General features: G+C 42.7%; 17 protein-coding genes. 13 read left to right on the top strand and 4 right to left on the bottom strand.

The window, feature by feature from the left end; translation table 11 throughout:
• Positions 1-161: 161 nt before the first annotated feature.
• Positions 162-437 carry a hypothetical protein gene (locus FTV13_RS09470; RefSeq protein ID WP_159122780.1) on the bottom strand — a complete coding sequence of 92 codons (276 nt, stop codon included), beginning with the start codon at positions 435-437 and terminating at the stop codon, positions 162-164.
• A 72-nt stretch (positions 438-509) separates the two neighbouring features.
• Here FTV13_RS09470 and FTV13_RS09475 point away from each other — a divergent pair, with 72 nt between their 5' ends.
• From FTV13_RS09475 to FTV13_RS09535, 13 genes are all read left to right on the top strand, one after another.
• Positions 510-1,049, top strand: a complete 540-nt coding sequence (locus FTV13_RS09475) for a GNAT family N-acetyltransferase (protein ID WP_179992350.1) — start codon at positions 510-512, stop codon at positions 1,047-1,049.
• A gap of 538 nt (positions 1,050-1,587) precedes the next feature.
• Complete coding sequence (locus tag FTV13_RS09480) at positions 1,588-2,463, top strand: MetQ/NlpA family ABC transporter substrate-binding protein (protein WP_179992301.1); 876 nt, start codon at positions 1,588-1,590, stop codon at positions 2,461-2,463.
• A gap of 72 nt (positions 2,464-2,535) precedes the next feature.
• Positions 2,536-3,561, top strand: coding sequence for a methionine ABC transporter ATP-binding protein (locus tag FTV13_RS09485; protein WP_179992300.1), 1,026 nt, complete (start codon positions 2,536-2,538; stop codon positions 3,559-3,561).
• Complete coding sequence (locus FTV13_RS09490) at positions 3,558-4,253, top strand: methionine ABC transporter permease (protein WP_004786199.1); 696 nt, start codon at positions 3,558-3,560, stop codon at positions 4,251-4,253. The genes FTV13_RS09485 and FTV13_RS09490 overlap by 4 nt, the downstream gene beginning before the upstream one ends.
• A gap of 565 nt (positions 4,254-4,818) precedes the next feature.
• Positions 4,819-8,391 carry a DNA polymerase III subunit alpha gene (gene dnaE, locus FTV13_RS09495; RefSeq protein WP_179992299.1) on the top strand — a complete coding sequence of 1,191 codons (3,573 nt, stop codon included), beginning with the start codon at positions 4,819-4,821 and terminating at the stop codon, positions 8,389-8,391.
• Positions 8,392-8,426: 35 nt separating this feature from the next.
• Positions 8,427-9,275 carry an RNA methyltransferase gene (locus FTV13_RS09500; RefSeq protein ID WP_179992298.1) on the top strand — a complete coding sequence of 283 codons (849 nt, stop codon included), beginning with the start codon at positions 8,427-8,429 and terminating at the stop codon, positions 9,273-9,275.
• Complete coding sequence (gene cysE / locus FTV13_RS09505) at positions 9,275-10,084, top strand: serine O-acetyltransferase (protein WP_179992297.1); 810 nt, start codon at positions 9,275-9,277, stop codon at positions 10,082-10,084. The genes FTV13_RS09500 and cysE overlap by 1 nt, the downstream gene beginning before the upstream one ends.
• Positions 10,085-10,206: 122 nt before the next feature.
• On the top strand, positions 10,207-11,157 hold the full coding sequence (locus FTV13_RS09510) for an ABUW_2363 family tetratricopeptide repeat lipoprotein (protein ID WP_004786208.1): 951 nt from the start codon (positions 10,207-10,209) through the stop codon (positions 11,155-11,157).
• A gap of 124 nt (positions 11,158-11,281) precedes the next feature.
• On the top strand, positions 11,282-13,288 hold the full coding sequence (locus FTV13_RS09515) for a triacylglycerol lipase (RefSeq protein ID WP_180011846.1): 2,007 nt from the start codon (positions 11,282-11,284) through the stop codon (positions 13,286-13,288).
• 289 nt (positions 13,289-13,577) lie between these two features.
• Entirely contained in the window at positions 13,578-16,202 is a 2,625-nt protein-coding gene (gene mutS, locus FTV13_RS09520) for a DNA mismatch repair protein MutS (protein WP_180011848.1), read from the top strand.
• A 204-nt stretch (positions 16,203-16,406) separates the two neighbouring features.
• Entirely contained in the window at positions 16,407-16,730 is a 324-nt protein-coding gene (gene fdxA, locus FTV13_RS09525; RefSeq protein WP_004786212.1) for a ferredoxin FdxA, read from the top strand.
• Between the two features lie 140 nt (positions 16,731-16,870).
• On the top strand, positions 16,871-17,584 hold the full coding sequence (locus tag FTV13_RS09530) for a D-Ala-D-Ala carboxypeptidase family metallohydrolase (RefSeq protein ID WP_004786214.1): 714 nt from the start codon (positions 16,871-16,873) through the stop codon (positions 17,582-17,584).
• A gap of 132 nt (positions 17,585-17,716) precedes the next feature.
• Positions 17,717-18,382, top strand: a complete 666-nt coding sequence (locus tag FTV13_RS09535; protein WP_179992294.1) for an O-methyltransferase — start codon at positions 17,717-17,719, stop codon at positions 18,380-18,382.
• A 170-nt stretch (positions 18,383-18,552) separates the two neighbouring features.
• On the opposite strand, the gene FTV13_RS09540 is transcribed toward FTV13_RS09535, so the two are convergent.
• The 3 genes from FTV13_RS09540 to FTV13_RS09550 all read right to left on the bottom strand — a co-directional run bounded on the left by FTV13_RS09540 (position 18,553) and on the right by FTV13_RS09550 (position 20,792).
• Positions 18,553-19,395 (bottom strand): universal stress protein, encoded by an 843-nt coding sequence (locus FTV13_RS09540; protein ID WP_034703837.1) that lies wholly within the window; start codon positions 19,393-19,395, stop codon positions 18,553-18,555.
• Positions 19,396-19,582: 187 nt separating this feature from the next.
• Positions 19,583-20,200: a DapH/DapD/GlmU-related protein gene (locus tag FTV13_RS09545; protein WP_004786220.1), complete on the bottom strand. Its 618-nt coding sequence runs from the start codon at positions 20,198-20,200 to the stop codon at positions 19,583-19,585.
• Positions 20,193-20,792: a YigZ family protein gene (locus tag FTV13_RS09550; RefSeq protein WP_159122803.1), complete on the bottom strand. Its 600-nt coding sequence runs from the start codon at positions 20,790-20,792 to the stop codon at positions 20,193-20,195. The genes FTV13_RS09545 and FTV13_RS09550 overlap by 8 nt, the downstream gene beginning before the upstream one ends.
• Between the last annotated feature and the right edge of the window lie 6 nt (positions 20,793-20,798).

Genomic DNA, 20,798 nt, shown 5'->3' on the forward strand with positions numbered 1-20,798 from the left:
CATTCAGCCCCATCACCACCACATTGTTTACAAAAAATTGTATCTACAGTATTAAATGTTTGTTTGTAAATATCTCTTAAATCTTTTTCTTCTAATTGGTTAGGATTTTTTGTATCTAATAAAATTGATGTATCTTTGTTTGCATTTATAAATCCCTTAATCTATTCCAGACTAACAGAACGTCCTTTATATTTTCTAGTTAAAACTTCAGTTCTATGCTTATATAATTTTAAGCCATTATTTAATTCAATCTCCAACAGCACACACTTTTTATCATTCATACGTGATAATTTCAGAAGTCTTCCATCATCGATACAATAACGATGACTAGAATTTTCTAAAAATATTTTACTTTTCTTGCCAAAAATATAAGCATATAAATTTTTTTCTTGTGCTAAATCCTTTATATTTTCTAATGTTTTTTCTAATAGATCCATTTTTCTACTCTTAATTTGATCTCATACAATTATTACTTCAAATTTACAAATTTCAAGATAAACATGATTGCAATTATAAAAACCCCTCGCCTCATCCTCCGCCAATGGCAAGACGCTGACACTGCCCCATTTATCCAAATGTGTGCAGATAATGAGGTCATGCGTTATTTTCCCGCTCCACTGACATCTAAACAAAGCCTACAGTTTATTGAAAAAGTGACTCGACAGATTGATCAGCATGGTTGGGGTTTATGGGCAGTTGAGCTAAAAGAGACTAAAGAATTTATTGGCTTCATTGGTCTGCAACCACAACCTGATCTGTTTGAGTTTTCGCCCTGTGTTGAAATTGGCTGGCGTCTGGCGAAAAAGTATTGGCATCGAGGTTATGCGACTGAAGGTGCACGTGCAGTCCTAGATTATGCCTTTAATACTTTAAACCTAGATAAAGTTGTGTCGTTTACTGCCAAATCAAATACCCCATCTGAGGCTGTGATGAAAAAGATAGGCATGATAAAGACTCAAGAATTTCAGCATCCAAAGCTGCCGGAAGATCACCCTTTATGTTGGCATGTATTGTATGAAATCAATCAAATTAATTACTCAGCCAAATAAGACACGGCTCAAATCCTCCCTAAACATTTATTAAAAAAGATCTTTCAGTAGCTTAATGAGCTGATGTATTTATCATGTTTATTCATTTTTATGATTTCTATTGGATAAAATCTTATAAAGATCAATCTTTAAACGATATGAAATTCCGCCTTATCTTCAATAAAAATAATATATTGTATTCATTGATATTTTGATCATTTTCATTCAATTTATATTCTATTAAAAAGATAAGTAAATAGTTTTTATCCACTATATTGAATAAATAATAATTGCTATGATTGCGCCCATTCAGAGCACCAAATTTGACTATATCTTTTATAAAACCTCTATTTACTCTCTCCAAATAGGGAATCTCTATAGTGGTTTGGTGAACTCTGACCCGATCGAATTAACGTGAACTGTTGCAGTACATTTGCATTTTCCCTGCCGGAGCCACATGCGACTCGATCTAAGGTCAGCTGAAAGTGTAATAAAACTCCACTTTAACATGACCTTAAAATGCATATACTTTAGGCAACACGAAAATTAGGACATCTTTATGAAAAAGCTACTTGGCGTTTTACTCAGTGCATCTGTACTGACTTTAACTGCATGCGGAAAACAAGAAGCGCCTGCAACGGATGCAGCACAAAACAAAGACTCAGGTGAACTGCAAACTGTTACTATGGCATCGACTGGTTCAGATGCTGACGTATGGCGCTACATTTCAACTTTGCCTGAAACTAAACAAGCCGGCATCAAACTTGATGTGAAAAACTTCACTGACTATGTGGCGATGAATACTGCTGTTGCCAACAAAGAAATTGATGTCAACGCATTCCAGTCTTATGCCTATATGGTGGCTTATAACGACGCCAATACTCAAAAGATCGCTCCGCTTTCTACGACTTATCTTGAGCCAATGGGGATCTACTCAAGCAAAGTAAAAAAAGTAGAAGAGTTTAAAACAGGCGCTACAATTGCGATTCCGAACGACGGCGCAAATGAATCACGTGCATTGTTATTATTACAATCTGCAGGTCTGGTAAAACTTAAACCAAACTTTGACCTAGTAAAAGGTACGCCTGCTGACATTACTGAAAATGCGAAAAAGATTGTGATTAAGCCAATTCAAATGGCGACTGCAGTTCGTGTGAAAGATGAAGTTGATGCGATTGTTCTAGGTAATACTTTGGCAATGGAAGGTGGTCTGAACGTATTGAAAGATGCGATCTATTACGAAGCGATTGATCAAAGTACTAAAATGAATGTTAACATTTTAGCTGTCGCTGCTGACCGTCAAAATGATCCTGTACTTCAAAAAGTTGGCCAGTTGTATCATACTCCTGCTGTGAAAGCCTATGTTGATGAACACTTCGGTGGTACTAAAGTTGCTGTCAATAAACCAGTGACTTATTTAACCGAAGAAAAGTAATACAATAATCAATATTCAGAACAGGCAAGATTTCTTGCCTGTTTTTTTATTCGTGATGCAGTATTTGACACTATGATTGAATTTAAAGACATCTCCAAACAGTATGAGCTCAAGGGTCAAACCTTACGTGCCTTGAATCGGATCAATTTACAGATTCCAACCGGCAGTATCTTTGGCATTATTGGCTATAGTGGTGCTGGTAAAAGTACCCTGATCCGCCTGATTAATCTGCTTGAACGCCCAACGTCTGGTCAGGTGATTATCAATGGCACGAACTTTACTGCTTTGGATGCCAAATCATTGCGTCAGGAACGTACCCAGATCGGCATGATTTTTCAGCATTTTAACTTGATGCAGACTAAAACAGTGGCTGCCAATATTGAAATGCCAATGAAGTTGCTTGGCTGGAGTAAGGCTGAACGGGAAAAACGTCTCGGAGAACTGCTGGATTTTATTGACCTAAAACATAAGCGTCATGCTTTTCCGGACGAGTTATCAGGCGGTCAAAAGCAGCGTGTCGGTATTGCGCGTGCCCTCGCGAATCATCCCAAAATTCTGCTGTGTGATGAAGCAACTTCTGCTTTAGATCCGCAAACCACCAAATCTGTACTGCAATTGCTGAAACGCATTAATCAGGAACAAGGCATTACCATTGTTATGGTCACCCATGAAATGGATGTCATTGAGACCGTATGTGATTATGTGGCTGTCATGGAAAAAGGTGATGTGATTGAAACCGGTTCTACCCTGCAGATCTTTAGTCAACCTCAGCATCCAACAACCAAGAATTTCATTCAAACTGTACTCCAGCAAAACTTGCCAGTGAATATTCTGGCGAATCTGGAAAACCAGAATCATCACAGTATTTATTGTTTAAAATTCCTGGGCAGCTCAGCGCAGGAAACCGTGATTCAAGGTGTGATCAAACAGTTTGATGTCAGTTTAAATATCCTGTTTGCCAATATGACAGAAATTAATGGTTCAGTGATTGGCCAGATGTTTATCCAACTTTTAGGCGATCCAGCGCAAATCACAGCGGCAATGCAATATCTGAGAGATAACGGCGTACAAGTAGATCAAGCAGGAGTACAAGAATGAGAGACTTAATTGTACAGTGGTTGACCACCATTACTGCGCCATTCTGGAAAAGTTCACTATCGATGGATCAGTTTGTTACTGCACTGCAAGAAACCTTTCACATGGTGTTCTTCGCAATGCTGTTTGGCTGTATCTGGGGCTTTATTCAGGCGATCATTTTACTTGTCACTCGCCCAAACGGGATTCTGCCAAACCGTGTGATTTATCATGCTCTAAACCCGATTGTGAATGCACTGCGTTCCCTACCCTTTATTATTCTGCTGATTGCAGTGATTCCACTAACCAAGTTTTTGGTCGGAACATCAATTGGTACTTGGGCAGCGATTGTGCCTCTGACTATTTATGTCGGTCCTTATATTGGTCGTCTAGTCGAGACTTCTCTGCTAGAAGTGAATGAGGGGATTATCGAATCTGCACAAGCCATGGGTGCAACACCAATGCAGATCATCTTTAAGTTTATTCTGCCGGAAGCGCGTAGCTCACTCATTCTTAACCTGACGACTGCAACCATCAGTCTAATTGGTGCAACGGCGATGGCTGGAGCAGTTGGTGCCGGCGGCATTGGTGATCTGGCAATTTCTTATGGTTATCAGCGTTTTGATACCTCTGTGGTGATCATGACTGTGATTGTTTTATTGATCCTGGTACAGATTGTACAAAGTGTCGGTGACTGGTTATCGCGACTTCGTTAAGCTAAATTCCTAAGTAAATAAAGCCCTCTTTTTGAGGGTTTTATTTTCTACCCATAAAAATATCTGCATCTTAAACATCGAAGCGAACATTTGATACATGACTTAGCAGCATGGATGCTGCCGTTGATCTGTGGCACATGGAAGTGCCATCAGATCAACGAGGGGTTTTGTTACTTTTGGCCCGTCAAAAGTAAGGCATAACTACTCAAAATTTAAATTAAAGTAAAAATAATGAAATTCTAATTTTCAAATAACTTTATGAATAAACTTACTGACACTTGAAATTCTTCTTTTACTTTTGAAAGATGAATAGCACTGCTATGCAAGGTAACAAAAATCTTCTGTTAGCTTGATGATACGTCCCTGTATCACAAGCCAACGGCGACATCCATGTCGCCTAATACAAATTCAATTTGGATACGTAGTTCTATTCCGATAAAATGATAAACATGACTTTAAGTCAATTCTAATTCACAATCTAAAAGTTCAGCATTTCCCCTCAATTTCAAACTGAAACAATAAATCCCGTGCTAAACTATCGAGTGGTTTTTGCAGGGACTCATTTATGCACTTTGTTCATCTTGGTATTCATACAGAATTTTCGATTACTGAATCCATCGTACGTATACCTGACTTGGTCAAAGCTGCTGCGAATGACGAGATGCCAGCACTCGCGCTGACTGATTTATCCAATCTACATGCTGCTGTTAAATTCTATAAAAAATGTTTGGATAAAGGCATCAAACCGATTCTTGGCTCTGAAATTCGTCTGAATGATGCTGAGCATCGGGTTACCCTGCTTTCCATGACCAACAAAGGCTGGCGCAACCTGACCGAACTGGTGTCTGAAGGTTATATCAGCGGCCAGCAACTGGATATTCCTTGCGTACAAAAAGATTGGATCTTGAATCAGCACGATGACATGATCGTATTGCTCGGTATGCAGTCCGATGTCGGCAAAATGCTGATTACTTCAAATCCCGATAAAGCTGAACCGCTACTGCAAGAATGGGTAGAGAAATTTGGAAATCGTGTTTATCTCGCCCTCACCCGCACTGGCCGTGCTAATGAAGATACTTTCATTGAAGAAGCGGTAAAGCTCGCAAAGAAATATAATATTGGTGTAGTTGCACATAATGATGTGCATTTTATTGCACGCGAAGACTTTGAAGCACATGAAGCGCGTGTCTGTATCGCAGATGGTTATGTGCTTGGTGATAATCGCCGTCCTAAAACCTATAGCCCTGAGCAATATTTTAAAAGCTCAACAGAAATGGCGGAACTGTTTAGCGATATTCCAACCGCGATTGAAAACACCTTCCATATCGCAAAACGTTGTAATGTCACCCTACGTTTAGGTTTCAACGATCTACCAGATTATCCAATTCCTGAAGGCCATACTATTGACACCTACTTCGCACATTTATGTGAAGAAGGTTTAGAAGAACGCCTGAACTTCCTGTATCCACCAGAAAAACGTGAAGAAGACTGGCCTATAATCCGTCAGCCTTATGATGAACGTCTGGCCTTTGAGATCAAGATTATTCTGGATATGGGCTTCCCAGGGTACTTCTTGATCGTCATGGACTTCATTCAATGGTCCAAAGGAAATGGCGTACCGGTAGGTCCGGGCCGTGGTTCAGGTGCGGGTTCCCTCGTAGCCTATAGTTTGAAAATTACCGATCTTGATCCTCTGCGCTATGACCTGCTGTTCGAACGTTTCTTGAACCCGGAACGTGTTTCGATGCCCGACTTTGACGTCGATTTCTGTATCGCTGGTCGTGACCGCGTAATTGACTATGTGGCACGGACTTATGGTCGTGATGCGGTATCGCAAATTGCGACTTTCGGTACCATGGCAGCGAAAGGTGCGATTCGAGATGTAGCCCGTGTCTTGGGTAAATCTTATGGTCTGGCTGATCGTATTTCCAAACTGATTCCAACCAAGCCTCTGGGTTTAAGCCTTGAAGAATCATTGGAAGCTGAACCTCAACTGAAAGATATCGTCACCAATCCATCAAATCCCGATTATGACGATGCCTCAGAAATCTGGGAAATGGCACTCAAGCTTGAAGGCATTACCCGTAATACCGGTAAACATGCCGGTGGTGTAGTGATTGCACCGACCAAACTGACCGACTATTCAGCCGTGATGTGTGATGCGGATGGTACTGCACGTGTTGCTCAATTCGATAAGGATGATGTCGAAGCTGCTGGCTTGGTCAAATTCGACTTCTTGGGTCTACGTAACCTGACCGTGATTGAAGATGCGATCAAGCATATCAATGCCCGCCCAGACGTGACCGAACCGGTGAATATTTCCTATATTCCGCTGGATGACAAGCCAGCCTATAACATCTTCGCGACGGCGAATACCACCGCGGTATTCCAGTTTGAATCCGTCGGCATGAAGAAAATGCTCAAGGAAGCACGTCCAAGCAAGTTCGAAGAAATTATCGCCTTCGTATCGCTATACCGTCCGGGTCCAATGGACCTGATTCCTGACTTTATCCATCGTATGCATGGTGGCGAGTTTGAATACCTGCATCCATTACTGGAAAAGGTATTAGAGCCGACTTACGGGATCATGGTATACCAAGAACAGGTAATGCAGTCGGCACAGTTCTGTGCCGGCTATAGCTTGGGTGGTGCGGACTTACTTCGTCGTGCGATGGGTAAGAAAAAACCTGAAGAAATGGTCAAGCAGCGTAAGATCTTCATTGAAGGTGCTGCGAAAAAAGATATCGATGAAGCAACGGCGAACCATATCTTCGACTATATGGAAAAATTCGCAGGCTATGGCTTTAACAAATCGCATGCTGCAGCCTATGCACTTGTCGCCTATCAAACAGCTTGGTTGAAAGCGCATTATCCTGCTGAATTCATGTCAGCGGTGATGACCTCGGAAATGCAGAACACTGATAACGTGGTGTTCCTGATTGATGATTGCCGTCATAACGGACTGGAAGTATTACCACCATCGGTGAATATGTCGATTTACCAGTTCCATGCCAGTGATCCAAAAACCATTGTTTATGGTTTAGGTGCGATTAAAGGCGTGGGTGAAGCGGCAATGCAGTCCGTGATTGAATCACGTCAGAAAGAAGGTCCTTATAAAGACCTGTTTGACTTCTGTCACCGTATCGACCTGAAAAAAATCAATAAACGTACGCTCGAAGCCTTGATCCGTGCGGGTGCACTAGATTGTCTAGGCATTGAACGTGCTGACCTAATGGCACAATTGCCTGAAGCGGTACAAGCTGCGGATCAGGCGCGTCAGAACCGTGAAACCGGGATCATGGATCTGTTCGGGGAAGTTGAAGAAGTCCAACGTAAACCTGCCAAACCGGTGAAACCTTGGTCAGATGAAGTTCGTCTGAAAGGTGAAAAAGATACCTTAGGTCTATACCTGACTGGTCACCCAATTGATGTATATCGTAATGAACTAAAAGCTTTTGTACCTTGTCAGATCAATGAATTAACCCCAACCCGTCGTGGTGTAACGACTGTGTTTGCCGGTCTGGTAGTCGATGTCGCTAACTTCCCGAACCGGATGATGGTGACATTAGATGATGGTACGGCACGTATCGAAATTTCCACCAACCATGAACGCTTCCAGCGCTTTAAAGACATCGTTCAGGTCGATAAAGTGGTAGTGATTGAAGGTGAAATCTACGAACGTGAAGGTTTTGACCGTCCACTCGGTCGTTTAACTAAGGCCTTTAGCCTGAATGAAATCCGTCAGAAACGTGCTAACAGCATCAAGATTACCTTGCAAGCTGAACATTACAGCAAAACCCTCAGCCGTGACTTGCAGCAGATTCTAGTGCCATATACCAATGTGGACATGAGCACGCATATTCCAGTGATTCTATATCTGGATTATGGCTATGCCACGGCCGAACTGCATCTGGGTTTAAGCTGGAAAGTTGCGCCGCTGGATGATCTTCTCGCCAAGCTACGTGATTATTTTGGCAAGACTGCGCTCTATATCGAGTATCAGGTGAAGTCTAAAGCTGCACGTGCCGTATCTTATGAAGAAGCTAAGCCAGTTGAGGTTCCACCTCCACCTGCTGACATGAGTATGGACGATGCGCTGGCACAATATGAAGCTGAATCTCAGCCGCAGTATTCATAAATCTCCCATTTTAATATATCCAAACTGGAATCATCATGAGTCAAATTGACAATGCTGCTGTTTCAGCACATCTCTCCCATGTGCGTATTATCATGGTTAATACTACCCTGCCTGCCAATATTGGTAGTGCCTTACGTGCCATGAAAACCATGGGCCTGTGCAAGCTGGTTCTGGTTGCGCCTAAAACCTATCCTCATCCGGATATTGATGCACTTGCTGCAGGTGCAACCGATCTGATCGAGCAGATTGAAATCGTAGAAACGCTAGAAGAAGCCATTAAAGATTGCCAGATCGTCTTTGGTACCAGCGCACGTAGCCGCACTATTCCATGGCCTTTACTAGATGTTCGCCCTGCTGCTGAAAAAGCACTTTCAGCTGTAGTTGAAGATAAACAGGAAATTGCGATTCTGTTTGGCCGTGAAGACCGCGGTCTGACCAATGAAGAACTGGCGATGGCGAATTATCACTTAACCATTCCTGTGAATACTGACTATGGCGTACTCAATGTTGCTCAAGCCATTCAGGTGATCTGCTATGAACTGCGTATGGCAGCACTGGATCAGGTTGAACACCCACGTGATCCCAAAGCCAACATGCAAGTCATTGATGGCATTGAAATGGAGTGGGATGAACCGCTGGTGACCCATGAACAGATGGAACAGTTCTACCCGCATCTGGAAAAAATGCTGGCAGAAATTGAATTTATGGATCCAAAAAACCCACGATTACTTCCTTTACGCTTGCGTCGCCTTTTCGGACGTATACAATTAGATCGTATGGAATATCACTTACTTCGTGGTATTTTCACTCGTGTTCAGGCACTGAATAACGGCACCTGGAAAAAATCTTCCCATACATCACAACAGGATGAGGATCAAAACTAATGCTAAAACAGCTCAAAGAAGATATCCAAGCTGTCTTTGCGCGCGATCCTGCAGCACGCAATACCTTAGAAGTCTTAACCACCTACCCTGGCATCCATGCACTGATTATGCATCGCATGGCACATGAGCTATGGAAAAAAGACTGTAAAGGTTCAGCGCGTGTTTTGTCCTCTTTTAGCCGTTTTGCAACAGGTATCGAAATTCATCCGGGCGCCAAGATTGGTAAACGTTTTTTCATTGATCATGGCATGGGCGTTGTGATTGGCGAAACTGCGGAAATTGGCGATGATGTCACCCTGTATCATGGCGTCACTTTAGGTGGTACCACCTGGAATAAAGGCAAGCGTCACCCGACTCTGGAAGATGGTGTTGTTGTTGGTGCAGGTGCCAAAATTCTGGGCCCATTTACTGTAGGTAAGAATGCCAAGGTTGGTTCCAATGCTGTGGTTACCAAAGCAGTTCCGCCGAATACCACAGCGGTCGGCAATCCTGCCCGATTTATTACCAAAGACCAGCCAAAAGAGGATGCTGAAGCACGTCGTCGTGATTATGCGGAAAGCATTGGTTTCCAGCCTTATGCAACTACACAGGATCAGACCGACCCGATTCTGGAAGGTATGCGTGTTCTACTTGACCGTATTCAACAAAATGAAAAACGCATGAATACACTGTGCAACCGCCTGTCTCTGCTTGACCCGACTTTTAAGAAAAACCAGTTAAATGAACAGCCGTTTAGCAAGGAAGAACTTAAAATTCTGGAAGATGCGCGCCGTGAGTGCGAAGCACAAACCAGTCAGTCCAAGGCCTGACTATAAATCGTAATTCTTTTGTAACACGCATTTGCTTGCATGATCGCAGCACTTTTCATAGACTGACGATCATGCATTTTTTGAATAGATGTTTTAAAAAATAACATGAATGGACGGATATTATGACCTTGAAGCCCTTAGCAATTGCTTGCTTAGCTTTTACCATGACGGCGTGCTCTATGGCACCGACCTCAAGCAAACAAGAACAGAAACCAGCTGATCAGGTAGTTTTTGTTGAACCTGAACTTACTCCGCCATTTTATGCTTTAAATCCATTTAACTATAACGAACCACCTCCATTTGAAGTTCATTTGCAAAAAGCCGCTGCGCAGCCAGTGACGAAAATGGTGGTCACTGATCCTAAAGATCCGTCTAAACAGTTAACCCTAGATGTGAACAAGCTGATCATCCCGATGGTGGATAGCAATACACGCAGTATGCGTTATGCAGCACTTGCCAATGAAAATGAAATCGACATTACCGAAATCGATGATTTCTTGCAGATGGTAGAAGGTAAAGCGCGTCATTATCCACCCCGCTTTAGCGACCGTCAGGAACGCCGTGGTTTTGAAGCAAAACTTCGCGAAGTTTCTCAACAGCTGGATACCTTGGCTTCACGTCCGAATGCTTCATTTGATGTCTTAATGCGTGCATTTAAGGCCAGCGTGATGGCACGTAATCTTGATTTGGGTTCTATCTATACCACCAAATCAATGACCTATGCACAGCGCATTCTTCGTATTAACCAGGATGATGCTGAAGCAAACTTCTGGTTCGGTTTTGGTCTGTCTGAAGGTGGTGGTCACCGCGAAGCAATTCAGTATCTGGACAAGGCAATGCAGGCAGGTGTTCAAGAAGCTTATTTATCTGCGGCAAATAACTACATTGCCATGGAGAATAAAAAGAACGCTGTTCAGGTTCTGAATAATTACAAAATTAAATATCCGCAAGAAGCTGAAGTCGCTGATCGTCTGATTCAGGAAATTGAAAAACAGGGTCGCTGGAACGTATGGCAAGTCATGCAAACAGCCGCTCCTGCACCAACAACCCCTGCACCTACACCAGCACAATAAGCTATATTTCAGATTCATAATATTACAAATAGACCGCTCCGGCGGTCTATTTTTATGGGAAAAAATTAGTAAAATACAAAGCATTATCAAGCTTTATAATTTTAAATGAGTGTTCAAAGTCTTTATGCACGAGAAAATAAATAAGATAGCATTACTTTGCACTGTACTCATGACAGCTGTACTGAGTGGCTGTCAGGTGGTGAGTGTTAAAGAGCAGGCTATTAATGTCACCATCAATAATGAACGCGATAGCATTCTTACACGCGATAAGTTGAGTGAAGCCAGTCTGAATGTCCTATCCATGACCGGACGTGAAGCACAAGTCTGTGAAAATAATCCAGAAGAATGTGTGAAAGAGCTACAAGAAATTCCACAGATTCTGGATGAGCAATTACTTTCAACATCGAGTGAATTATATCTAGCTAAATCACTCCAGCTTGGTAAATCGGCTGAATGTAAAACCAGTGCTCTGGCTAAGACCCGATCTGAAGAAAAACAGCAACTGCAAACCCAGAACCTGCAAAAATGTCAGGAACAGCAGTTACAAATGCTGGATAAAAGTATCCGCTACAGTTATGCCTATCTGTTTCAGACTGAACGTGCACCACAGGACCGGATCTTCGACAACCGACAAGTTCAGATTCGTGACTTTTATAACCTGGCAATTGCTCATTTAATCCAGATCTACGCAGAACGTTATAAAACCAAAGAAGCCGGTCAACGTCTGCAGGTTGGAAACAGTATCTATACCATTAATCTGGACAATTTCCCCCAGCTCAAGAATCAGCCAATTGAACAGTTAATGTCGACCTATAACATGAACTTCTCTGGTCTGCGCTCGATTACCCGTCGTGACGGTTTCGGCTCTGAGTTTCTGGTGGTCTTGCCAGAAGAAGAAATTTCCAAAAAAGATAAAAAATATCTGGTCGATCCACTAAATCACCAATATCAAAATGGCATAAATCCTTTTATTCATTCAGCACGTTATCTGGCAACCACGATTACCGCCATTCCAGAATCAGCAAACTCTGTAGAACAGATCCTGAATAACAGCAACTTCCATTTAAAACTTTATGACCCGTATAAATATGACAAGATTAAAGTTGCCAATAAGGAATATGCTTTAGCGGCAAACTTTTCAGCGCCTTATGGGCTATGGCTGGCAGAAAACAATCTGGGACGCGCAGCTTATCTGACACTGATCAATCGTGACGATAATCTGGTCATGCCGCATCTGTTTATGCTGGAACCTTACAATCCAAATAAGAAGGTTTTATTGCTGATTCATGGTTTGGCCAGCAGCCCGGAAGCCTGGATTCGTTTAACGAATGATATTATGGGTGATCCGGTCTTAAGAGAAAATTTCCAGGTGTGGCAGGTCTTCTACTCAACCAACATGCCTATTCTGGAAAGCCGTTTCCAGATTAATGCGCTGCTTCAACAAGGTTTCGCGCGTATTAGCAATAATGCACCAGCCAAAAAAGAAGCTGTACTGGTCGGACACAGTATGGGTGGTGTCATTGCCCGTCTATTGGTGAGTGATGCAGATATTACCGAGCCCGCTTTTAATATTGTAAAAGATTCAAAGCTGACCAAGTTCCGGGACAATCCACTCTTTAAAGCGCGTTTCAAAATGCAGCCTGTTCCGAATTTCAGTCGTGCTATTTTCCTGGCAGCACCGCATAAAGGGACCGATTATGCAGATCGCTGGCATACCAAACTGGCACGTAAAATTATTCGTGTGCCGAGTGCCTTTTTGGGTGCATTTGCCGATACTGTCCAAGGTGAAATTGGCTTAAGTGATTTTCTGCATGAAGTTGGTCGTGACCTGATTCAGAATGGGCCGAGTGATCTTAGTAAGAAATCAAAATTCACGGCACTGACTAAAGATATTAATCCGGCACCAGGTTTCAAATTTCACTCGATTATTGGCAACAATACAGATAGCGATGATGAAAATATTATGACTGATGATGTCGTCGCTTATCAGAGTGCATATCTTGAAGGTGCGGCTTCCAATAAAATTATCAAAGGTGGACATTCCGTTCAGGAAACGCCTGAGGCTGTACTGGAACTCCGCCGCCTTCTCAGATTACATCTGGTCGACTTGGGATTGTATGATCCTGATTAAATTTTGATAAGCGATATAAAAAAGCTGCCTATCGGTGGCTTTTTTTATGGGCAACCCATGTATCAATACCCTTTTATGCTTTATATCGACTAAGTCCGTACAAATACAGATTCCTGCGGATTTATGTTTCTTTCTAAAAATTAAATTTGTTAGACTTGAGACAATTATTTTTGACATTCAAACCAGTCTTTACAGGATTTTAGCTTAGGCTATTTTCCAGGTTTTCCGAGGATAGTGTTTCGGAAAAAGATTCAGGTTTTGCTTTATATATTTAAAGGATTTTTTCTTAATGACCAGTTCAGAACTTGTGGCTGATCTCTCTAGCTTAACGCCCATGATGCAGCAGTACATGTCGGTCAAAATGCAGCATCCACACTCATTGATGTTTTATCGCATGGGTGATTTCTATGAACTGTTCTTTGAAGATGCCCATAAGGCCGCCAAAATTTTAGGCATTACCCTGACCCATCGCGGTAAAGCCAATGGCCAGCCAATTCCCATGGCCGGTGTACCTTTCCATGCTGCTGAAGGCTATCTGGCTCGTCTGGTGAAAAAAGGCGAAACGGTGGTGATCTGCGAGCAGATCGGTGAAGTGACTGGTAAAGGTCCAGTTGAACGTGGGGTCGTCCGGATTATCACTCCCGGGACTTTAACTGATGATGCCTTATTAGGTGCGCATCAAACCTCCAACCTGGTGGCTCTGTGTGTTCAACACCAACAAATCGGAATTGCACTTCTCGACCTGAGTGCGGGTTTATTTAAAGTCCAGCAAATCGATTATGACTTAAGTCAGTTAGCCATTGAATTGGCACGCCTCATGCCTAGCGAAATTGTGATTGATGAAAATCTGCAAGATCAAGCACTGGTAGAACACTTAAAACAACAGCTAGATGTTCCAATCAGTAAACGTCCGAATGTCGACTTCAACCAGAACAATGCCCAGAAGACCTTATGCGACCAGTTTGCAGTAAGTACACTTTCAGGTTTCGGAATTGATCATCTGCCTTTGGCCAAAGCTGCTGCGGCTGCATTGATTCACTATGCCAAAGAAACCCAGAAAACGGCTTTACCGCATATCCGAACCATTCAACTGGAACAAAGTTCAGACTTTATTGCACTGGATCCAGTCACCCGTCGCAACCTCGAATTGATTGAGCCTTTATTTGAACATGGCACTTCATTGTTTCAGCTGATCAATGACTGTCAGACCGCTATGGGTGGCCGTCTGCTTAGCCGCACCCTGATGCAACCGCTTCGTGATACTGCGATACTGGATGAGCGACTGGATGCGACACAGGCATTGCTTGAAGGTTTCCATGAATCGCCAGTCCGTCTGGTCTTAAAAGAAATCAGTGATATTGAACGTGTACTCAGCCGTATCGCTTTAGGTAGTGCTCGTCCACGCGATCTGGTTCAATTACGTCAAGCCTGTGCACAGATTCCATTTTTACGCCATGCGTTACAACCGCTGTTAAGTCAGCAGAATTCGAAATTATTGCAACAGCTGAATGAAGAACTGGGCGATTTTCATGGCCTGCATCAGCGCCTGATGTCCGCCATTGTTGAAAATCCACCGGTATTGCTACGTGATGGCAATGTCATTGCAGAAGGTTTCGATAGCGAGCTGGATGAGCTGCGTAAAATCCGTGATCATGCCGGACAGTTCCTGATTGATCTGGAGATTAAGGAACGTGAGCAAAGCGGCATTCCTACCCTGAAAATCGGCTATAACCGTGTCAGTGGTTATTATATCGAACTGACTCGTGCACAAGCTGAACAGGCACCTGAACATTATATCCGTCGCCAAACGCTGAAAAATGCTGAGCGTTATATCACGCCTGAACTAAAAGCTTTTGAAGATAAAGTATTGTCTAGCGAATCCCGTGCACTTGCTCGCGAGAAAATGCTATTCGAAATGTTGCTGGATGAACTGCGTCAGGATATTGGCAATCTACAGATGATGAGCAGTGCGATTGCCCAGATCGATCTGTTGGCAAACTTTGCCTATCAGGCACGTTTACGCAATTGGGCACGACCAAAATTCAGCCCTGAAATTGGTGTGAAAATCGTTGCCGGCCGTCATCCTGTGGTTGAAGCCTTAAGCAAGGCAGCCTTTACTCCAAATGATACCCAGCTGGATTATCAGCACCGTATGGCCATTATCACCGGTCCAAATATGGGTGGTAAATCCACCTTTATGCGCCAGACTGCCCTGATTGCCCTACTGGCTTATTGCGGTAGTTATGTGCCAGCGCAATCGACAACACTGGGTCCAATTGACCGAATCTTTACCCGGATTGGCTCTGCAGATGATTTGTCGACTGGCAAATCAACCTTTATGGTGGAAATGACGGAAACTTCGCAAATTCTGCATCATGCTACCAGTCAATCTCTGGTTCTGATGGATGAAGTGGGTCGTGGAACCAGTACTTATGACGGGCTGTCCCTGGCTTGGGCTTGTGTGCTGGATCTGACTAAACGGATTCAATGTCTATGTCTGTTCGCAACGCATTATTTTGAGCTAACCGAACTGGACAAAGAAGCAGGAATTGATAACTATCATGTCACAGCCAAAGAACTAAATGGCAACCTTATTCTGCTGCATAAAGTCCAACATGGCCCAGCTAGCCAGAGTCATGGTTTACAAGTGGCTAAACTGGCAGGTATTCCTGCGGCTGTAATTAAAGAAGCTCAGCATCGCTTGAAGATTCTGGAAAAGCAGCATCAGGCCAAACCACAGAGTCCGCAGCATGATCTGTTTGCGATGCCTGAAATCATCGAAAAAGTCATCGAGATTGAAAAGCCTTCAGCAGCGCTTGAATTATTAGAAGACATTGATGTCGACAATCTGAGCCCACGTGAAGCATTACAGCAACTTTATGCTCTTAAAGATCTCATGAAACAGCCAAGTTAAAATCTCTTCTAAGCCCTATCCCGCATAGGGCTTAGCTGATGATGATTCTCATTCCCTAAGCCTTTCATCCAATCATCGCAGTTTTTTCAAATTTAACAGCCCTATATATAACAAATATCAATAAAAGGAATTGTTTGTTCCCTCTATTTTTGCCTAAAATACGGTATTCGTCATTAGAACCATATTTTTTAGGTAGCTGTCGCCATGACCTTCGTTGTCACTGAAAATTGTATTAAATGTAAATATCAAGACTGTGTTGAAGTTTGCCCAGTAGACTGTTTCTATGAAGGTCCTAACTTCCTTGTGATTAACCCGGACGAGTGTATCGACTGCGCGTTATGTGAGCCTGAATGTCCTGCGAATGCAATTTTCTCTGAAGATGAATTACCGGAAGGCCAAGAAGTCTTTATCGAGCTAAATGCTGAACTGTCTCAAAAATGGCCGAACATCACACAAATTGGTGAGCAACCTGCTGACCGTGAAGAGTGGAATGGTAAAACTGATAAATTACAATATCTTGAAAAATAATTTTTCAAATCTTAAAAAAAGACCAGCATAGACTGGTCTTTTTTTATACCCCATCCACACATTTCATTGCAATTTATCCTGATTTTCTCCGTAAAAGTGGACTAAAATAGCGCTATTTTAAAATATCTGAATTGCTATCAATGAAGCATTTAATAAAGGGGTTATTGAGTGTTTGTATAATCCCGCTTGTCTTTGTAGGATGTGCTACCACCACAAAACAGTCTGGTAAAGTAACTCCAGATAAAAGGATTTACATCCCAGAAGAACGAGTCCAGTACAACCATAAACCACAGCCTAAACCGGTTCCTTATGTCTATACTCACTGGGTATCGGCACTAAATAACCTGTCTCTTGTACGTGAATATGAAAACTTTTTGGCCCAGCAAGGGGTCGGAAATATTATTCCAAGTTTTGAGCTGATGCGTACTGCACGGGATTGGGCTAAATGTGGTCGATCGCAATATATGATTCCAAGCCGTGAGCTCTGGTCAAATCAGGTGCCTACTTTACGTGTCTTCAAATATCTGGTTGCTGCCAATGTACTGACTGATTTTGAAGTCACTTCGGTTTATCGTGACCTGCCTTTAAATCAGTGTGCCGGTGGAGCCAATTCTTCACGTCACCTGTTTAACTCGGCAATTGATTTTCGGATCGGACCTGAGTACCCACAGGCTCAGGATTATGCAGCAATTGAAAATACCAAGTTCAAACTGTGCCAGTTTTGGTTACAGCATGGACAAAGCCTGAATATGGGGCTCGGTTTATATGCCTCTGGCCAAATCCATATTGATACTCAAGGTTATCGCACTTGGGGCCCGGATTTAAGTCGTCGCTCATCAATGTGTAATTACTAAGTCATTTCATTTTCTATACAAAGCCAGCTTTTGGCTTTGTATAGCCTAAAAAATCAGCGAATATAGAACAATAAATTGCGCTGTGCCCGGAAAAGTTTAAAATGCACGCATCACAACAAAGGTGCGAGTACTATGCAACAAATGTGGACAGATATTGACCGCTACATTGATTCACATTTAATTCCTGAAGATCCTATCCTGAATCAGACTCTTGAAAATACTGCTGCACATGGTTTTCCAGATCATCTGGCTGTTGCGCCGAATCAGGGCATGCTGCTGCAAATGCTGATCCAGATGAATAAGTGCAAGCGCGTACTGGAACTAGGAACCTTTGCTGCATATAGCACCATGTGGCTGGCTCGTGCCCTCCCTGAAGACGGTTATATCCTGACAATCGAAGGCCGTGATACACATGCTGCGATGGGACAGGAAAATATTGATCGTGCACAGTTAAAACAGAAAGTTGAGCTGAAATGTGGCCGTGCTGCAGATGTGCTTCGTGCCCTGCCTGAAGATACTGAAGCTTTCGACTTTATTTTTATTGATGCCGATAAGCAAAGCTATCCTGAATATCTGGAGCTGAGCTTAAACTTTTCTCACTCCGGTACCATTATCTTCCTGGACAATGTGATTCGTGCCGGTGATATCATCAATCCGGATAATAAAAAACCAAGTATTGAAGGCATTCGTGACATGTTTAAAGCGCTGGAAAATCATCCACGTATCTTATCTTGTACTGCTTTACAGACCGTTGGCAGTAAAGGACATGATGGTTTTGCACTCGCAATTGTCAAATAATACAACTAGAACAAAAATCAGCCAATAAAGTATTCTCGATAAATAACATCATCTTACAGAATGTAACCACAGAGTTATCCACAATATATGAGGATAACTCTGGTTATTTTTAATTCAAGCTGTAACAATTTATCAAAAAATACATTTCTGTAGGTTTTATCACCCTCTTTCTACTTCGCTACCAATAATGGCACTTTAGAATTTCGGAAAATCGTTGTCGCAATACTGCCCAAGAAGAACTGGTGGATCTTGCTGTGACTGAATGCCCCCAAGACAATTAACTGAATCCCATGTTCCTGCTGATAAGACAGGATATTTTCAGCCACTTCTCCGTAGCGGTATTCTGGAACGACCTCTAGTCCTGCTTCTGTCAAATATTGCAGAGGCTCATTCAGGATTTCCACATGATCCCCGATATAAAGCAGATGACATTGTAATTGTCTTAATAAATCACTTTCTGCAATACGTTTCATCATCTTCACACAGGTTGGTGAATATTCATAAGCAAAGATAAAACGTGTCGGTGGTCTGAAGTGTTCCCCTACAGTCATCACTGTACAGTTAGCACCACGGATAAAGTTTTCTACATTGGTGCCGATTGGCTTATTTTTCTCGGCAGAACGCTCACCGAGTAGTCCAATGACTGCAATATCATCAGGTTTTAGAATCTGAAAACTTTGTTCCAGAAAATCACCCTTTTCCTGAATATGGGTGGTGCGGATGCCATAATCTTTAAAGATACGGTCCGAAATATGCTGGAGCAGATTATTGCTATAACTAAGCGCAATTTCACTTTGCTTTTGCTCCAGCTCAGCCAGCTCTTTAAGCAACATGGCATTGCTTTCAAAGCCAATCACACCGCTAATTTCCCCAAGATGATAACTGGCCGGGTAATAATCCAGAACCTGTAATAAAACCAGTTCACGGCCGGTCTGTTTGGCAATCCATGCAGCCGCATCTGCAAGTGCGTTCGTGCATGGTGAGGAGTCTATGCAGGCAATGACACGTTTCATGTTCAGCCTCTCTTTTATAATAAAAATTTCTTAGTTATTTTTAACTTAGCACAAGCATTAGTAAATATGCACTGAAATCTGTAAGGCTTGAATTGAAATATGTTAACTTTTATGTGATGTGATAAGACCTTTACCGAATATTAAGCACCTGATATAAATCCTTTTTCCAAGAACTTCTTTCACTATTTTAATCCCGATATCGAATCAATTTTGCCGGATTTCCGGCGACAATTGCACGCGCTTCAATATCTTTCGTGACCATGCTATTCATCCCTATAATCGCCTGATCGGCAATTTTCACCCCATCTTTTATGCCGACGTGGGCACCTAGCCAAACATCCCGACCAATCTCAATCCCTTTGGACCTGACTGGCTGCTGATAAATCGGCTGCTCCAGTTCCATCCCATGATCAAAGGCATAAAGATGACAATAGGCTGCGATGCGTACCTGATCATGCAGTTTAATCCCAACCCGACCACCATCCAGAATACAGTGATGATTGATTGCAACTTCGCTCCCTATCTCCAAAGGACCATGTAGCGTACAATCTGCCGCAATAAAGGTATTATCTCCGATACTAATTTTACGACCCGGCTCAGCAAAGATATGCGCCAACGGCGAAATAAAACAGTTTTCGCCAATTTCGACTGTTTCCATCTCCATCAGATAGGTCTGATATTCTTTCTGCCAAGCTTCAGCCCAACCACGATTCTTGGGTTTTAAGGACCAATATAGCCAAGGCATATAATTCAGGCGGTGTTTATGCTGCTCACGATATTTCAGTAATGGATCTGGTTCAGTCATCTGTGGCTTCTTCTATGATTTTTAATTGTTCACGTCCGCGAGTAACATCCTGAATCTTCAGAGCAAAAGGTTCAATCTGATGTTTCTGAAATTGTGCCTGAACCTGTACGCCTTCAGCCGAATATTCTTCCTGATAGTCAATCTGCTGCTGATTCAACTCATACTGAAAAATCGCCCACTCATTAAACTGGCAAGCAAATTCGACCTTTTTCTTTTCAATCAGCTCAATTTTTTCAGCTAATAACAAACATTGTCCAGCACAGCCGCCATAGGCACGGACCAGTCCGCCGGTGCCTAATTTAATACCGCCATACCAGCGATTCACCAGTACCAGTACATTGGTTAGCTCATTGCCTTCAATAGTCGCGAGGATCGGCCGGCCGGCGGTACCCGATGGCTCACCATCATCATTAAAGCGTACATGATGACCGATTTTCCAGGCCCAGCATTGATGAGTGGTGGTCGGATCACGATAGACCTCCAGAAAATCCTTCACATCCTGCTCATTTTCTACAGGTGTGGCAAAGGCCTGAAATCGGCTTTTTTTGATGTCTTCCTCAAAACTGACAAGGCTGGCAATGGTAAATGGCATAACTTC

Source organism: Acinetobacter sp. YH12235, from assembly GCF_013417705.1.
Taxonomy (GTDB): domain Bacteria; phylum Pseudomonadota; class Gammaproteobacteria; order Pseudomonadales; family Moraxellaceae; genus Acinetobacter.

Bases quoted from the DNA above. Each gene is read 5' to 3' on its own strand.
- FTV13_RS09470 (WP_159122780.1), bottom strand. From the start codon at position 437: ATGGATCTATTAGAAAAAACATTAGAAAATATAAAGGATTTAGCACAA.
- FTV13_RS09480 (WP_179992301.1), top strand. From the start codon at position 1,588: ATGAAAAAGCTACTTGGCGTTTTACTCAGTGCATCTGTACTGACTTTA.
- FTV13_RS09485 (WP_179992300.1), top strand. From the start codon at position 2,536: ATGATTGAATTTAAAGACATCTCCAAACAGTATGAGCTCAAGGGTCAA.
- FTV13_RS09490 (WP_004786199.1), top strand. From the start codon at position 3,558: ATGAGAGACTTAATTGTACAGTGGTTGACCACCATTACTGCGCCATTC.
- dnaE (WP_179992299.1), top strand. From the start codon at position 4,819: ATGCACTTTGTTCATCTTGGTATTCATACAGAATTTTCGATTACTGAA.
- FTV13_RS09500 (WP_179992298.1), top strand. From the start codon at position 8,427: ATGAGTCAAATTGACAATGCTGCTGTTTCAGCACATCTCTCCCATGTG.
- cysE (WP_179992297.1), top strand. From the start codon at position 9,275: ATGCTAAAACAGCTCAAAGAAGATATCCAAGCTGTCTTTGCGCGCGAT.
- FTV13_RS09510 (WP_004786208.1), top strand. From the start codon at position 10,207: ATGACCTTGAAGCCCTTAGCAATTGCTTGCTTAGCTTTTACCATGACG.
- FTV13_RS09515 (WP_180011846.1), top strand. From the start codon at position 11,282: ATGCACGAGAAAATAAATAAGATAGCATTACTTTGCACTGTACTCATG.
- mutS (WP_180011848.1), top strand. From the start codon at position 13,578: ATGACCAGTTCAGAACTTGTGGCTGATCTCTCTAGCTTAACGCCCATG.
- fdxA (WP_004786212.1), top strand. From the start codon at position 16,407: ATGACCTTCGTTGTCACTGAAAATTGTATTAAATGTAAATATCAAGAC.
- FTV13_RS09530 (WP_004786214.1), top strand. From the start codon at position 16,871: ATGAAGCATTTAATAAAGGGGTTATTGAGTGTTTGTATAATCCCGCTT.
- FTV13_RS09535 (WP_179992294.1), top strand. From the start codon at position 17,717: ATGCAACAAATGTGGACAGATATTGACCGCTACATTGATTCACATTTA.
- FTV13_RS09540 (WP_034703837.1), bottom strand. From the start codon at position 19,395: ATGAAACGTGTCATTGCCTGCATAGACTCCTCACCATGCACGAACGCA.
- FTV13_RS09545 (WP_004786220.1), bottom strand. From the start codon at position 20,200: ATGACTGAACCAGATCCATTACTGAAATATCGTGAGCAGCATAAACAC.
- FTV13_RS09550 (WP_159122803.1), bottom strand. From the start codon at position 20,792: ATGCCATTTACCATTGCCAGCCTTGTCAGTTTTGAGGAAGACATCAAA.